Raw genomic sequence first — 14,752 nt, 5'->3', positions numbered from 1 at the left:
TGTCACGCGCGGCACAGGTGCCTTGCCGCGACTGAAAAAGGAAGCGCAATGGACGATCATGGTGAATCCGCGACCTTGCTGGCGGGGATTTCCGGTGCGCTGACGGCGTTCGGCCATCGGCTGATGGCGCGGGTCTATTATGCCGACACCGATTTCTCCGGCGTCGTCTACCACGCCCGCTATCTCGAATTCCTCGAGCGCGGCCGCTCCGACTATCTGAGGCTGAGCGGCGTCCACCACACCGAACTTGCCGATGGCAAGCATGGCGAAAGAATAGTCTGGGTGGTGCGTCGCATGGAGATCGACTTCCGCATGCCGGCCCGCATGGACGACATCCTGACGATCGACACCCGGACCGAGGAAATCTCCGGCGCGCGCATCTTCATGGCCCAGCAGCTCAGGCGCGGCGACGAGATGCTGGTCGAGGCCAGGGTGGAGGCGGCGATCATCGGCGAGAATGGCCGGCCACGCCGCTTCCCCAGGGAGTGGATAGCAGCGTTCATACCCAAGGCAGGCTAAAAGGTCGGCCTCGTAGGTATCGCCGGTGCCGGCTTGAAGCGCGGCAATGCGCCGCGCCTGATCGACTAACCCATCCTTAACCATAACGGTTCATGAAGAGATTGGTGAAGATTGGCGCTATCCAGCGCCTTCCTTTCACCAACATTTGCCCCGAAAAGGCCGCGAAAGGCACGTTTTGGGGTTGTTCCGGTAGCTTCGCGCGAACCGACCACAAGGGATGCCAGGGGCCAGCCGCCAGCTTCGCCCGGAAATCTTAAGGACGTTACGATGGAAAATATCGCACTCGCCGAACCGGGCGCGCAATTGTCGATTTGGGCGCTGTTCATGCAGGCCAGCTGGGTGGTCAAGCTGGTCATGATCGGGCTGCTCTGCGCCTCGGTCTGGACCTGGGCGATCATCGTCGACAAGCTCGTATCCTATGCCCGCATGCGGCTGGCGCTGAACCGGTTCGAGCAGGTGTTCTGGTCGGGGCAGTCGCTGGAGGAGCTTTACCGCACGTTGGCCGACCGCAAGACATCGGGCATGGGCGCCATCTTCGTTGCTGCCATGCGCGAGTGGAAGAAGAGTTTCGAAAAAGGCGCCAAGACGCCGCTCGGCTTGCAAACCCGCATCGACAAGGCGATGGACCTGGCGCTGACCCGCGAGATGGAGAAGCTCGAAGGCCGCCTCGGCTTCCTCGCAACCACGGGCTCGGCGGCCCCGTTCATCGGCCTGTTCGGCACCGTCATTGGCATCATGACGTCGTTCCAGGCGATCGCCGGCTCCAAGAACACCAGCCTGTCGGTGGTCGCGCCCGGCATCGCCGAGGCGCTGCTGGCGACCGCCATCGGCCTGCTCGCCGCCATTCCGGCCGTCATCGCCTACAACAAGCTGTCATCGGATGCGAGCAAGATCGCGGTGCGCATGGAAGGGTTCTCCGACGAGTTCTCCGCCATACTCTCGCGCCAAATCGATGAAAAAGTAGCGCCGAAGGCCTGAGGAGTAAGCCGATGGGAATGTCCGTAGGCATGGCTGGACGCGGCGGACGCGGCCACAGGCGGCGGGGCCGCCATCATGGCCTCATCGCCGAAATCAACGTCACGCCGATGGTCGACGTGATGCTGGTGCTGTTGATCATCTTCATGGTCGCGGCGCCGCTTTTGACGGTCGGCGTGCCGATCGATCTGCCGGATACGCAGGCCAAGGCGATGAATGCCGACACGCAGCCGATCACCGTTTCGATCAATGCCGCCGGCCAGATCTATCTCCAGGAGACCGAAATCCCGATCGAGGAACTGGTGGCGAAGCTGCAGGCGATCTCGAAGACCGGCTATGACGAGCGCATCTTCATCCGCGGCGACAAGTCCACCGACTATGGCACGGCGATGAAGGTGATGGCCCGCATTTCGGCCGCCGGCTACAAGAATATCGGCCTGGTTTCACTGCAGGAACAGGATCAATAGACCCACTATGAGGACCGGCCTCACCACATCGGTGATCATGCATGCGGCGCTGATTGGCTTCGGCCTGTTCACGCTGTCGGCACCGGCCGCGCTTCCGTCGGCCGACGTCGAGTCGGTCGCTGTCGACATCGTGCCGATCGAAGCCACTGCCCAGGTGCTGCAGGGCGACAAGAAATCGGTGGTGCATGAAAAGCCGGCGCCCTTGCCCACGCAGCGTCCCGATGTGGTGCCGGATGCGCAGAAGGTCGGCGAGAACAGCGTCGATACCGACAAGCCGATAACGCCCGAGGCCAAGCCGAAGCCGGTCGACATGACGTCGGCCCCGCCGCCGGCGCCAACGCCGATCGAAAAGCCGAAGACCGAGGACGTGCCGAAGCCGCAGGAAAAGCCCAAGCCGACGCCGGCCACGGAAGTGGCTCCCGCGCCGCAGCCCAAGGAAGAGGTCAAGCCCGAGCCGGTCAAGCAGACCGAGCCGAAGCCGGCGCCGGCCAAGGAGCCGACGCCCGCACCGCCACAGGACAAGACCGCGGCCATCGAGCCGACACCCGAGGTGAAGCCGGACGCGGTCGCCCAGGCGATCGCCAAGGACCAGCCTGACGATGCCCAACTGCCGGACTCCGCGCCCGCGCCTCAGGCGCGGCCGAAGCCGCAGCCGGCACAGGCCGAAAGCGCCAAGGCGCCGGAGCGCAAGGACGCCGACAAACCGGTCAAGGAGGCTTCATCCAAGCCGAAATCGGAGGACAAGCAGTTCAATTCCGACGAGATCTCGGCCCTGCTGGACAAGCAGAAGCCCTCCGGCGGCGGCGCCAAGCGTTCGACACAGCAGGCTTCGCTCGGCGGCGAGAAGGACCAGGGCCAGAAGCTGTCGAGATCAGAACTGGGCGCCCTGTCGGACCAACTTGGCGGTTGCTGGACATTGCCGGCGGGGCTGGAGGGCTCGGAGAATTTCGTCGCCGTGGTCATGTTCAACCTCGACCCCTCGGGCAAGCTGGATGGCCGGCCCACCGTCGAGAAATCGAGCGGGAATCGCCAATTCGATGAAAGCGCCGTGCGTGCGGTTCAGAAATGCAACATGGCCGGCCTTCAGGTTCCGGCGGGCAAACAGGACATCTGGGCCCAGGTCCGTGTCACTTTCGATCCGAGGGAAATGCTTGGCCTTTGAGGCCTGCCCTCCGCAGAATCAGTGAAGAGAAGCGAGAAGACATGAAATTCATCCTCAAGCCGCTCCTGATGGTCGCGACAATGGCGCTGGGCTCGATGGCCGGCGCCGTCATGCCTGCGTGGGCGCTCGTCGAGATCAACGTCAACAAGGGCAATGTCGAGCCGCTGCCGATCGCTATCACCGATTTCCAGTCGGGCGATGGGCTTGGCGCGCAGATTTCCGGCATCGTCACCGCCGACCTGAAGCGCTCGGGCCTGTTCGCACCGATCGACAAAAGCGCCTTCATCGAGAAGATCGCCAATCCTGACGCAGCGCCTCGCTTCGACGACTGGAAGGTGATCAATGCCCAGGCTCTGGTCACCGGCAGCGTCAGCAAGGAGGCCGACGGGCGCATCCGCGCGCAGTATCGGCTGTGGGACACGTTCGCTGGACAGCAGATGTCGGGCGAACAATTCTTCGCCAACGACGCCAATCAACGACGCGTCGCTCACATCATCGCCGACGCCATCTACGAGCGGCTGACCGGCGAGAAGGGCTATTTCGACACGCGCGTCGTTTTCATCGACGAGTCCGGCGCCAAGAATGCGCGCAAGAAGCGCCTCGCCATCATGGACCAGGACGGCGCCAATGTGCGCTATCTCTCGGACGGCAGGGCGATCGTCTTGACGCCGCGCTTCTCGCCGAACCGGCAGGAAATCACCTACATGTCCTATGAGAGCGGCCAGCCGCGGGTGTATCTCCTGCAGATCGAGACCGGCCAGCGCGAACTGGTCGGCAATTTTCCGGGCATGACGTTTGCGCCGCGCTTTTCGCCGGATGGCCAGAAGGTGATCATGAGCCTGCTGCGCGACGACGGCAATTCCAACATCTTCGCCATGGACCTCAGGAGCCGCTCGACGACCCGGCTCACCAACTCGACCGCCATCGACACTTCGCCTTCCTATTCGCCCGACGGCAGCAAGGTGGTGTTCACCTCCGACCGCGGCGGACGCGCGCAGATCTATGTGATGGGCGCCGACGGTTCGGGCCAGACCCGCATCTCCTTCGGCGACGGGGTCTATTCGACGCCGGTGTGGTCGCCGCGCGGCGATCTCATCGCCTTCACCAAGCAGACCGGCGGCGAATTCCAGATCGGCGTTATGAAGACCGACGGTTCGGGCGAGCGCATCCTGTCATCCGGCTTCCAGCAGGAAGGACCGACCTGGGCGCCGAACGGCCGCGTGCTGATGTTCTTCCGCGATTCCGCCGGCGGCCCGAAACTGGTTTCTGTCGATCTCACCGGCCGCAACGAGCAGTCGATCCCGACCGCGAACTTTGCCTCCGATCCGGCCTGGTCGCCGCTGCTGGAGTGAGAGGAATTGGAGAAATGAAGAAATGAAGAATTGAGGGATGGAGAGAGAAGCGGGCTACATCAAGCGCGCGAAGGATTTGGATGTCTATAGGCACGCTTATGGGGTTTCCCTCGACGTCCACAAGGCCACGCTTGTTTTTCCGAAAAACAATACGCGTTGGCTGACCAAATGCGGCGATCCAGCAAGGCGATCTGTGCCAATCTGGCTGAAGGATTTGCCAAACAGACCCATTCCAGGCCCGATTTGCGCGTTTCATTTCGATGGCCATGGGATCATGCAGCGAAGTAGAGACGTGGATTTCGTATGCGTTCGACCTTGGCTACATCACCCACGCGCAGCGCGATGAATGGCTGCAATCCTATGTCCATATCTATGGAATGCTGGTGAATCTCAGGAAGAAGTTGAAATGACCCTTTTCCTCATTTCTTCAATTCCTCAATTCTCCATTTCCACCTCTTTGTCGCGTTTTGGCCGCATTTCCGCCTAGGGTCCGCGCCAACTGTGGCCCGGATCAAAGGGCTGCGGACGGGCGGCCTAAACCAAATTTTAACCGTGTTTCTTGAATGCCGGTTAACCCAAACGTGGTTACTGGGTGATCAACGAAATCACTCGAATGCGAAGGAGAGGCGGCATGAGCCGTATCGCAGCACTTACCAGAAATCCCGTCATGATCGCGCTGGTGGCGATGCTCGCCATTGCCGGTTGCGCTTCGAAGAAGACGCCCAACAGCGCCGCCGATCTCGGCCTCAACGGCGCCGGTGCCGCAACGCCCGGATCGGCGCAGGACTTCACCGTCAATATCGGCGACCGCATCTTCTTCGACACGGACTCCTCCTCGATCCGCGCCGACGCCCAGACGACGCTGTCGCGCCAGGCGCAGTGGCTGAACCAGTACAAGCAGTATGCGATCGTCGTTGAAGGCCATGCCGACGAACGCGGCACGCGCGAATACAATTTGGCGCTCGGTGCCCGCCGCGCCGCCGCCACGCGCGACTTCCTGGTCTCCAAGGGCGTCTCCGCCAACCGCCTGAAGACCATTTCCTACGGCAAGGAACGGCCGGTCGCGGTTTGCGACGACATCTCCTGCTGGTCGCAGAACCGCCGCGCGGTCACCACGCTCAGCGGCGCCGGTTCCTGACATTTTTCGCGCGTCGAGCGACGCGCGAAAAACACGACGACAAAAATGCAACACAGGTTTGCGAAAGGCGGCTGAAAGGCCGCCTTTTTCATGTTTGGTCCCTTCAAACAAAATTTGGCCGAAGTCTCGCGTCCTGCTATGAGCCGAGGGCGCTTGGCTGGTCCCATACCGATTGGAAGGCGCGAACAAGCTAACGACACGGCGAGAGGCATATGCATTTGAGATCAGTTCTGAGCGGCACGCTTGCGCTGCTGCTCCTTTCAGGCGTCACCGCGATGGCGGGTGGCTTAGGGACTGATGGCACGGGACAGCCAGCCGACAGCGGCTTCTCGTTCCATCTGCCCAGCATCGAGCTGCCTGGCGTTTTCGGCGAAAAGAAGAAGTCGGACCAGGTTCAGTTCGCGCAGCAGTCGACTGGCACAGGCGCCACCGGGCTCGAGGACCAACTGCGCCAGATGAACGGCAAGATCGAGGAACTGAATTTCCAGATCCTGCAAATGCAGGAGCAGATCCGCAAACAGCAGGAAGACAACGAGTTCCGCTTCCAGCAGCTCGAAGGCGGTACGCAGGGTGCGCAGCAGCCGGCCGGGCAGAAGAAGTCACAGGCCGCGCCCGTCGACAGCGATGACAGCGTGGCCGAGGCGCCGGCCACGCAACCGCCTGCGAAGGCCGACAATCGGGCAGCGGCCGGCCAGTCGGCTGGCGGCGGCCAGAGCGTCGAGGACGTCATCGTCGAATCCTCTGACGGTGATCCGGGCAAGGTGATCCCCGGAACGGGAGCGCCCGAAAAGACCTTCGGCAGCATCACCGTCGACAAGAACGGCAATGTGGTCGATGCCGGCGGCAGCACGCAGGCGACCGCACCGGCGCAGGATGTCGCTCCAGCCGCCGGCGCTCCGGCCAAGAGCGGCAAGTCCGGCGGCACGGTGGTTGCGGCGCTGCCTTCCACGAACGATCCCGAGGAGCTCTACCGCAACTCCTACCAGTTCATCCTGTCGGGCGACTACGGCACCGCCGAACAGGGTTTTCGCGACCACATCGCGCGTTTTCCCCGTGACGCGAAAACGGCGGATGCGCACTATTGGCTGGGCGAATCGCTGCTTGGCCAGCAGAAATACCGCGATGCCGCGGAGGTCTTCCTCGCCGCCAGCAAGGACTATCCCAAGGCCAAGAAGGCCCCCGACATGCTGCTGAAGCTCGGCGTGTCGCTGGTCGGCCTGAAGCAGCACGACGTGGCCTGCGCCACCTTCAGCGAGGTCGGCAAGCGCTACCCCGACATTTCCAACACGCTCAAGGAGCGCGTGAAGCAGGAAAAGGCCCTGGCGGCGTGCTAGCCCTTCTCCTGCCTGCCGTTGCCTTGCCCTCGGAGCCGTGTTCGGGCGACATGCATTGATGCTCGACACCGAGCCTGATCTTTCGAAAGACCTTTTTTCGCACATCGACTTTACCAGCGGCGCCGTTGCGGCCGTATCCGGCGGCAGCGACTCGACCGCCCTACTTCTCCTTCTCAAACGACATCTCGACCGAACCGCGCCGTCCGCGAAGCTGCTGGCGGTGACGATCGACCACGGTTTGCGGCAGGGCGCGGCGGCCGAAGCGGAAGCGGTGGCCAGGCTTTGCGCCGCGCACGCCATCGCGCACCGCATCGTCGCCTGGTCCGGACGCAAGCCATCGACCGGGCTGCCGGCCGCCGCGCGGGAGGCGCGTTACCGGCTGCTGGCCGAGACGGCGCGGGCGGAAGGCCTCGGCCTGATCGTGACCGGTCATACAGCGGACGACCAGGCCGAGACGGTGCTGATGCGGCTAGTCCGAGGCAAGGGCGCCCGCGAGGAAGGGCGCGGCCTTGCCGGCATGGCGCCGGTCACCTTGCACGACTGGCACGAATGGATCGTGCGGCCGCTCCTTGGCATTCGGCGCGCGGCTTTGCGCAACTTCCTGCGGCGCGAGCATGTCGGCTGGGCCGAGGACCCGACCAATGCCGACGCGGCCTTCGAGCGACCGCGCATGCGCGCGGCACTGGCCGGCGCTGACGGTGCGCAGCGCATCGATGACGCATTGACGCTGGCGGCGCGCGAGAGCGAGGCGCGCAGCCGGCTTGGCATCCGCGCCGCGGATTTAATCGCGCGCTTCGCCAGCCAGCCGGCGCCGGGTCTTGTCCGCCTCGATCCGACCCTGCTTTCGGCCGGCGACGATCCGGCGGCCGTCTATGCGCTGCGCATCCTCCTCGCCACAAGCGGGGGCGTTGCGTTTCTGCCGGACCAGGCGCGATGCGAGGCGCTGTTCGGTAGGCTGAAGGCTGGATTTCTTTGCGCCACATTGTCGCGGACGGTGGTCGATTCCAGGCGCGCCGGCATCTTTCTGCGCCGCGAGACGCGAGGCTTGCCGCGTGTGGTCGCGGCCACCGGCGGGCTGCTCTGGGACGGCCGCCGGAACATCACGTTGGACGACGGCGGCAGTGCATTGTTGATCGCGCCGTTCGGGGCAGCGGCGGCGAAGCGTCTGGCGATCGCGGAAGGCGAAACGCCACGCAGCCTCGTGCGCGCCGCGCTGGCCTGCGAGCCGGCATCGCGGCAAGCCGTTGAGAACCCTGGCCTGCCTCAGGGTGGGCAGGCGTCGCCGGGGTTCACGGCACAGGCCGTCGTCGCCCCTTTTGTCCGTTTCCTGCCGTCCTTCGACCTGGCGCCGGCGCGGGTCGTCGCCGAATTGATCGGCGCACCGTTGCCTCCCGCCCTGCCTTTCAAGCGGCCATAGCGCCGGTCGGTCATGGGCGAAAGCTTAACCCACACGTGCTGTTCTGCTTGGCAAGGGGGGGCGCTCTCCCTATGTTAGGCTCAAGTTTCCTCTCACGACGCGTGTCCGCGTGGACGCCAACGGGACAATTGATGAATCCGAACTATCGCAACCTCGCGCTCTGGGCGATCATAGCGGTCCTGCTCATCGCCCTCTTCAATCTGTTCCAGACGCCGCAGACGCGTGGGGCTTCGAGCGATGTACCTTATTCGCAGTTCCTGCAGGATGTCGCGGCGGGCCGGGTCAAGACGGTGACCATCGCCGGCGCCCGCATCTCCGGCACCTACACCGACAATTCGAGCGGCTTCCAGACCTATTCGCCCGGCGATCCGTCGCTGGTGTCGCGGCTGCAGGACAAGAACGTCACCATCAATGCGCGGCCGGAGACCGACGGTTCAAACTCGCTGTTCGGGTACCTGATCTCGTGGCTGCCGATGATCCTGATCCTCGGCGTATGGATATTCTTCATGCGCCAGATGCAGTCCGGCTCCGGTCGTGCCATGGGCTTCGGCAAGTCGAAGGCCAAGCTTCTGACCGAGGCGCATGGCCGCGTCACCTTCCAGGACGTCGCCGGCGTCGACGAGGCCAAGGAAGACCTGGAGGAGATCGTCGAGTTCCTGCGCGATCCGCAGAAATTCCAGCGGCTCGGCGGCAAGATCCCGCGCGGCGTGCTCTTGGTCGGCCCTCCGGGAACCGGCAAGACGCTGCTCGCCCGCTCGGTCGCCGGCGAGGCAAACGTGCCGTTCTTCACCATTTCGGGTTCGGACTTCGTCGAGATGTTCGTCGGCGTCGGCGCCAGCCGCGTGCGCGACATGTTCGACCAGGCCAAGAAGAACGCGCCCTGCATCATCTTCATCGACGAAATCGACGCGGTCGGCCGTCACCGCGGCGCGGGTCTCGGCGGCGGTAATGATGAGCGCGAGCAGACGCTGAATCAGCTGCTGGTCGAGATGGACGGCTTCGAGTCCAACGAAAGCATCATCCTGATCGCCGCCACCAACCGGCCCGACGTGCTCGACCCGGCGCTGCTGAGGCCCGGCCGTTTCGACCGCCAGGTGGTGGTGCCGAACCCCGACATCGTCGGACGCGAGAAGATCCTGAAAGTGCATGTGCGCAACGTGCCGCTGGCGCCCAATGTCGACCTCAAGGTCGTCTCCCGCGGCACGCCGGGCTTCTCCGGCGCCGATCTGATGAACCTCGTCAACGAGGCCGCCCTGATGGCGGCGCGGCGTAACAAGCGCCTCGTGACCATGGCCGAGTTCGAGGACGCCAAGGACAAGATCATGATGGGCGCCGAGCGCCGCTCCTCGGCCATGACCCAGGCCGAGAAGGAGTTGACCGCCTATCACGAGGCCGGTCACGCCATACTGGCGCTCAACGTGCCGTCGGCCGATCCGCTGCACAAGGCGACAATCATTCCGCGCGGCCGCGCGCTCGGCATGGTCATGCAGTTGCCGGAAGGCGACCGCTATTCGATGAGCTACAAGTACATGATCTCACGGCTTGCCATCATGATGGGCGGCCGCGTCGCCGAGGAGTTCAAGTTCGGCAAGGAGAACATCACGTCGGGCGCTTCCTCCGATATCGAGCAAGCGACCAAGCTGGCGCGCGCCATGGTCACGCGCTGGGGCTTTTCCGACAAGCTCGGCCATGTCGCTTATGGCGACAACCAGGAGGAAGTGTTCCTCGGCCATTCGGTGGCGCGCACGCAGAACATCTCGGAAGAAACCGCGCAGATCATCGACGCCGAGGTGCGGCGCCTGATCGACGAGGCCTATTCGACCGCGAGGTCGGTGCTGACCAAGAAGAAGAAGGAATGGATCGCGCTGGCGCAGGGCCTGCTCGAATACGAGACGCTGTCGGGCGACGAGATCAAGCAGCTGATCGCCGGCGAGAAGCCCGCGCGCGATCTCGGCGACGACACGCCGCCGAGCCGTGGTTCGGCCGTGCCGAAGTCGGGCCGCCGCAAAAAGGGTCCCGAGCCCGAGGGCGGCATGGAACCGCAGCCGTCGAGCTGAACTCGGCCAAGAACAAATTGAGAAACGCCGCGGTTCGACCGCGGCGTTTTTGTTTGGGGCAGGCTGCTGAGTTTCTCCGTGGCCTGCGCCTGCAAGGTTGGCTAGGCGATTGGCGGAAGCCGGCGTGGCAGCAGCCAATCTTCCCACTTTGTGGAAGATGACGGGCAGCTCAGCGGGGGCAGCGTCCGCCGACAAATCGAGTTAGGCCTTCCGGGCTGCGGGGGAGGATCTCTCTTGCCGTTCGACGATTCCTCGAGCCACCCTCGCCCAGCTTTTCGTGAATGCGAGGCAACCTGGCCGGAGCAGGCAACGATCCTTCGTGCCCCCCCTCTGGCCTGCCGGCCATCTCCCCCACGAGGGGAGTTTGCAGCGTCGCCGGCAACGCGCCTCTCGTCAGCGGGGATTCCTGCTGAAGCTGCGGGCAAAAAAGCCCGCGAACCCTGCGGCTCGCGGGCCTTACTTTCCTCAAATAGTGCTGTCGCTCAGCTCTTCAGCTTGGCATTGCACAGGCTGTAGAAGCCGCCGCCCTTCTGGATCCACTTCAAGCCGCCAAGCGTGTTGGCGTCCTTGTTGGCATAGTACTGCTGGAGGCAGGTATGCATGCGGGCCTTGGCCGGGGTTTCGGTGGCGAATTTCGGCGAGATTGCGGTCGGGAAACTCACGCCCTTCGGCGCAGCGACAGTCGGCTTTGCCGGCTCCTTGGTGTAGGTCGCCTCTGTTGGAGCCGGGACGGTGTCATCGTCCGAGGCGCTGGCGCCGCATTCGGCCTTCCGGAAGTCGTTCCACTTCATGCCGTTGAGCGTATTGGCGGTCTTGGCAGCCTGGTACTTGCTGCTGCAGTCGGCCATGCTTAGGCCCTTGCCCGAGCTGTCGGTCGCCGCAGCCGTGGTCGCCGCCTTGGTGGTCGCCGGTTTGGTGGCGGCGGCAGCGGATGCGCCGGCGGCAGCGGACGCGCCGGTGGCGCATTCGCTCTTGCGGAAGTCGTTCCACTTCATGCCGTTGAGCGTGCCGGCGGCCTTGGCCGCCTGGTACTTGGTGCTGCATTCCTTTGCGGTCAGGCCTTTGGCTCCGTCGTCGGCGGCGGCCGCAGCCTTGGTCGCCTTGGCCGGCTTCGTATCGGCCGCCTTGGTGTCCGCTGCCTTGGCGTCGGGCTTGGCTGTCGCGGCGGCATCAGTGCCGCACTGCGCCTTGCGGAACTGGTTCCAGGTCTGGCCGGCAAGTGTCCCCGCGTCCTTGGCCGCGTTATACTTCGTGCTGCACTCGGCCATCGTCAGCGCGTTGGCTGGCGCGGCCAGGAATAACGTCGCGACCGCAAGGCCGGTCAAAGTGGCAAGTCGGTGGATGAGCATAGCGTTTCTCCGTTGCAGCAGCCCATTATACGTCCCAGCAAATCAATAACGCTCAACGGTCGGTTGCGCCAGATGCTAAGTGGCGAATACATCGCCGAAACCCGGCTTCTGCCGGCAAGGTGATGAAATCGTTGCCTGTTGCCGGCTGGAAGACAAGAATTTGTGGGTAAATCCATGTCGAATGGTCCACAGGCATGGTATATTGTGGCGAGGCAGCGCCATCACGCTAGGTTGCGCCAGTCTGTGTGCAATGCACAACAAGGGTTTTTCTAAAGGATTGGTAACAGATAATCACGAAATGTGATCGTAGTGCGCCGGCCAATTATGGCATGACGTACCGGGCAAGAACCACCGGGGACACTGACTAGCATGGCAGGAAATTATTTCGGCACGGACGGTATTCGCGGGCGCGCCAACAAGTTTCCAATGACGGCGGAAATCGCGATGAGGGTCGGCATGGCGGCCGGCCTGTCCTTCCAGCGCGGCAGCCATCGTCACCGTGTGGTGCTCGGCAAGGACACCAGACTTTCCGGCTACATGATCGAGAACGCCATGGTGGCGGGCCTCTGCGCCGCCGGCATGGACGTGTTCCTGCTCGGCCCCATCCCGACGCCGGCGGTCGCCATGTTGGTGCGTTCGCTGCGCGCCGATATCGGCGTCATGATCTCGGCCTCGCACAATCCTTATTACGACAATGGCATCAAGCTATTCGGTCCCGACGGCTACAAGCTCTCCGACGAGATCGAAGAGCGCATCGAGAGCATGCTGGACAAGGATATCGAACTGGCACTCGCCGATTCCGACGGACTTGGTCGCGCCAAGCGCGTCGATGGCGTGCATGACCGCTACATCGAGTTTGCAAAGCGCACCTTGCCGCGTTCGATGTCGCTTTCAGGTTTGAGGATCGTCGTCGATTGCGCCAATGGCGCCGCCTACAAGGTTGCCCCCGAGGCGCTTTGGGAGCTGGGCGCCGAAGTGGTGGCCATCAATGTCGAGCCCAACGGCTTCAACATCAACAAGGAATGCGGCTCGACCCATCCGGCAGGCCTGCAGAAGAAAGTGCACGAGGTGCGCGCCGACATCGGCATCGCGCTCGACGGCGATGCCGACCGTGTCGTCATCGTTGACGAGAACGGCGCGATCGTCGACGGCGACCAGATCATGGCAATGATCGCCGAGTCCTGGCACCAGAGCGGGCGGCTTGCCGGCGGTGGCGTCGTTTCGACGGTCATGTCCAATCTCGGCCTCGAACGCTTCCTCGGCGACATGAAGCTGCAATTGCACCGCACCAAGGTCGGCGACCGCTATGTCGTCGAGCATATGCGCGCGCACGGGCTCAATGTCGGCGGCGAGCAGTCGGGCCACATCGTGCTGTCGGACTTCTCGACCACGGGCGACGGCCTGGTTTCGGCGCTGCAGGTGCTGGCCTGCATCAAGCGGCAGGGCCGGCCGGTCAGCGAATTGTCGAAGAAGTTCGAGCCGGTGCCGCAACTCCTCAAGAACGTCCGCATCGCCGGCGGCAAGCCGCTCGAGGAAGCTCCGGTCAAGGCTGCGATCGAGGACGCCCGTCAACGCCTCGGCAAGGCGGGGCGGCTCGTCATCCGGCCGTCCGGCACCGAGCCGCTGATCCGTGTCATGGCCGAGGGCGACGACCCGCAGCTGGTCGAGGCCGTCGTCAACGACATCGTCGAGGTCATCTCGGAAACACGCAGCGCCGCCTGATCTCAGGTGCATCCGGAGGGGCCGACGCCGCTCTGATTGCTTAGAAGCCCGCCCGTCCGGCGGGCTTTTGTTTGCCTGCGAAACTGGCTCGAGACACGTGGAACCATCCGAATTCCTCAAATGCTCGAGATTCGTGGTTAATAGACAGGGTTAAATGCCTTTTAACCTTTGCAATTCATTATCCACGCCTGAAAGCCAATCTCATTCGGACGCGACCGCTGTTCCGAGGGTTTCTAGGGGTGACAAGCATGTTCAATACAGCAAGAAAGGCCCTGTTCGCCGCGCTGTTCGCGGGCCTGGCATGGCCGGTGTTCGCGGCCGACCTTCCGGAGCCGGTGGTCGAAGAGGCGCCGCCGCCGGTATACGAGCAGCCAGTCGATGTCGGCGGCTGGTACATTCGCGGCGATCTCGACTACCACAAGTCGAAAGTGCGCGGCATCGATTACACGACCTACACCATCGATCCCTGTAATTGTAACGTCATTCCCGGCGACAGGAGCTTCGATTTCGGCAAGCTCAAGGGCGGCTTCTCGCTCGGCGCCGGCGTCGGCTACAAGATCAACGATCATTTTCGTACGGATTTGACCGCCGATTACTGGTTCAAGTCGAACTTCGACGGCGGAACCTCGGACGCTTTCTCGACGTCGACCGAAGTGTCGAAAATGAGCGCCTTGCTGCTGCTGGCCAACGCCTATGTCGATCTCGGCACCTATCACGGCATCACGCCCTATGTCGGCGCCGGCATCGGCGGCGCGCATGTCAGATGGGACGATGTCAGGGACCCGAACACCACCGAGTTCAACCCCGGTGCGAAAAGCTGGCGCTTTGCCTACGCGCTCATGGCCGGCGCTTCCTACTGCCTGACCGACAAGCTGATCCTGGACGCGGGCTATCGCTACAGCCACATCCAGGGCGGCCGCATGTTCGAGTGGGATATCAGCAGCGCCGGGCCGGGCTTCGACCGCGGCATCGACACGCATGAGGTGCGCGGCGGCCTGCGGTACCAGTTCGGCGGCAACAACGGTTGCGCCGCGCCGACGGTGGCCTATCAGCCCGAACCCGAGCCGATCTACACCAAGTAACATCCGACCATCCAACGGTCCGAAACCGCCCGGCATCAGCCGGGCGGTTTTCGCTTGTCTGGCTGCCCGAAAATCATTCGCTAACGCTCTGTTAGCCTTAACCCCGACTTAACCACTATGGTTAACAATGCTTCCTGAAACGATGGCTGCCGTCTGGTGGCGCCGAAATCGGGAGCAG

The 14,752-nt window shown here is 63.5% G+C and carries 14 protein-coding genes; 13 read left to right on the top strand and 1 reads right to left on the bottom strand.

What is annotated here, in order from left to right; translation table 11 throughout:
• The first annotated feature begins 48 nt into the window (after positions 1-48).
• From ybgC to ftsH, 11 genes are all read left to right on the top strand, one after another.
• Positions 49-519: a tol-pal system-associated acyl-CoA thioesterase gene (gene ybgC / locus FJ940_RS00285; RefSeq protein WP_140517557.1), complete on the top strand. Its 471-nt coding sequence runs from the start codon at positions 49-51 to the stop codon at positions 517-519.
• 267 nt (positions 520-786) lie between these two features.
• Entirely contained in the window at positions 787-1,497 is a 711-nt protein-coding gene (gene tolQ, locus FJ940_RS00280) for a protein TolQ (protein ID WP_140493236.1), read from the top strand.
• 11 nt (positions 1,498-1,508) lie between these two features.
• On the top strand, positions 1,509-1,961 hold the full coding sequence (gene tolR, locus FJ940_RS00275; protein ID WP_140493239.1) for a protein TolR: 453 nt from the start codon (positions 1,509-1,511) through the stop codon (positions 1,959-1,961).
• Positions 1,962-1,968: 7 nt separating this feature from the next.
• Entirely contained in the window at positions 1,969-3,123 is a 1,155-nt protein-coding gene (locus FJ940_RS00270; protein ID WP_140493242.1) for an energy transducer TonB, read from the top strand.
• Positions 3,124-3,164: 41 nt separating this feature from the next.
• Positions 3,165-4,475 (top strand): Tol-Pal system beta propeller repeat protein TolB, encoded by a 1,311-nt coding sequence (gene tolB, locus FJ940_RS00265; protein WP_140493245.1) that lies wholly within the window; start codon positions 3,165-3,167, stop codon positions 4,473-4,475.
• 168 nt (positions 4,476-4,643) lie between these two features.
• A complete protein-coding gene (locus FJ940_RS28650) occupies positions 4,644-4,763 on the top strand; it encodes a hypothetical protein (RefSeq protein ID WP_246672549.1) in 120 nt (39 codons plus the stop codon).
• Positions 4,736-4,885, top strand: a complete 150-nt coding sequence (locus tag FJ940_RS28645; protein ID WP_318012522.1) for a four helix bundle protein — start codon at positions 4,736-4,738, stop codon at positions 4,883-4,885. The genes FJ940_RS28650 and FJ940_RS28645 overlap by 28 nt, the downstream gene beginning before the upstream one ends.
• 221 nt (positions 4,886-5,106) lie before the next feature.
• Positions 5,107-5,613, top strand: a complete 507-nt coding sequence (gene pal, locus FJ940_RS00255; protein WP_140493251.1) for a peptidoglycan-associated lipoprotein Pal — start codon at positions 5,107-5,109, stop codon at positions 5,611-5,613.
• A 212-nt stretch (positions 5,614-5,825) separates the two neighbouring features.
• Entirely contained in the window at positions 5,826-6,947 is a 1,122-nt protein-coding gene (gene ybgF / locus FJ940_RS00250; RefSeq protein WP_140654790.1) for a tol-pal system protein YbgF, read from the top strand.
• 58 nt (positions 6,948-7,005) lie between these two features.
• Entirely contained in the window at positions 7,006-8,364 is a 1,359-nt protein-coding gene (tilS, locus tag FJ940_RS00245; protein ID WP_140654788.1) for a tRNA lysidine(34) synthetase TilS, read from the top strand.
• A gap of 131 nt (positions 8,365-8,495) precedes the next feature.
• Positions 8,496-10,421 (top strand): ATP-dependent zinc metalloprotease FtsH, encoded by a 1,926-nt coding sequence (gene ftsH / locus FJ940_RS00240; protein WP_140493260.1) that lies wholly within the window; start codon positions 8,496-8,498, stop codon positions 10,419-10,421.
• 482 nt (positions 10,422-10,903) lie between these two features.
• Here ftsH and FJ940_RS00235 read toward each other — a convergent pair whose 3' ends face one another.
• Positions 10,904-11,770 (bottom strand): hypothetical protein, encoded by an 867-nt coding sequence (locus FJ940_RS00235; protein WP_140493263.1) that lies wholly within the window; start codon positions 11,768-11,770, stop codon positions 10,904-10,906.
• A 369-nt stretch (positions 11,771-12,139) separates the two neighbouring features.
• On the opposite strand from FJ940_RS00235, the gene glmM reads away from it, so the two are divergent.
• Both glmM and FJ940_RS00225 read left to right on the top strand, forming a co-directional pair.
• A complete protein-coding gene (glmM, locus tag FJ940_RS00230) occupies positions 12,140-13,492 on the top strand; it encodes a phosphoglucosamine mutase (protein ID WP_140493266.1) in 1,353 nt (450 codons plus the stop codon).
• A gap of 248 nt (positions 13,493-13,740) precedes the next feature.
• On the top strand, positions 13,741-14,574 hold the full coding sequence (locus FJ940_RS00225) for an outer membrane protein (protein WP_140493269.1): 834 nt from the start codon (positions 13,741-13,743) through the stop codon (positions 14,572-14,574).
• Positions 14,575-14,752: the final 178 nt, after the last annotated feature.

It is taken from the genome of Mesorhizobium sp. B2-3-7 (assembly GCF_006442695.1).
GTDB lineage: Bacteria > Pseudomonadota > Alphaproteobacteria > Rhizobiales > Rhizobiaceae > Mesorhizobium.
This window is presented reverse-complemented; position numbering and strand designations above follow the sequence as displayed.

Coding starts and splice junctions, on each gene's coding strand:
- ybgC (WP_140517557.1), top strand. CDS start 49: ATGGACGATCATGGTGAATCCGCGACCTTGCTGGCGGGGATTTCCGGT.
- tolQ (WP_140493236.1), top strand. CDS start 787: ATGGAAAATATCGCACTCGCCGAACCGGGCGCGCAATTGTCGATTTGG.
- tolR (WP_140493239.1), top strand. CDS start 1,509: ATGGGAATGTCCGTAGGCATGGCTGGACGCGGCGGACGCGGCCACAGG.
- FJ940_RS00270 (WP_140493242.1), top strand. CDS start 1,969: ATGAGGACCGGCCTCACCACATCGGTGATCATGCATGCGGCGCTGATT.
- tolB (WP_140493245.1), top strand. CDS start 3,165: ATGAAATTCATCCTCAAGCCGCTCCTGATGGTCGCGACAATGGCGCTG.
- FJ940_RS28650 (WP_246672549.1), top strand. CDS start 4,644: ATGCGGCGATCCAGCAAGGCGATCTGTGCCAATCTGGCTGAAGGATTT.
- FJ940_RS28645 (WP_318012522.1), top strand. CDS start 4,736: ATGGCCATGGGATCATGCAGCGAAGTAGAGACGTGGATTTCGTATGCG.
- pal (WP_140493251.1), top strand. CDS start 5,107: ATGAGCCGTATCGCAGCACTTACCAGAAATCCCGTCATGATCGCGCTG.
- ybgF (WP_140654790.1), top strand. CDS start 5,826: ATGCATTTGAGATCAGTTCTGAGCGGCACGCTTGCGCTGCTGCTCCTT.
- tilS (WP_140654788.1), top strand. CDS start 7,006: ATGCTCGACACCGAGCCTGATCTTTCGAAAGACCTTTTTTCGCACATC.
- ftsH (WP_140493260.1), top strand. CDS start 8,496: ATGAATCCGAACTATCGCAACCTCGCGCTCTGGGCGATCATAGCGGTC.
- FJ940_RS00235 (WP_140493263.1), bottom strand. CDS start 11,770: ATGCTCATCCACCGACTTGCCACTTTGACCGGCCTTGCGGTCGCGACG.
- glmM (WP_140493266.1), top strand. CDS start 12,140: ATGGCAGGAAATTATTTCGGCACGGACGGTATTCGCGGGCGCGCCAAC.
- FJ940_RS00225 (WP_140493269.1), top strand. CDS start 13,741: ATGTTCAATACAGCAAGAAAGGCCCTGTTCGCCGCGCTGTTCGCGGGC.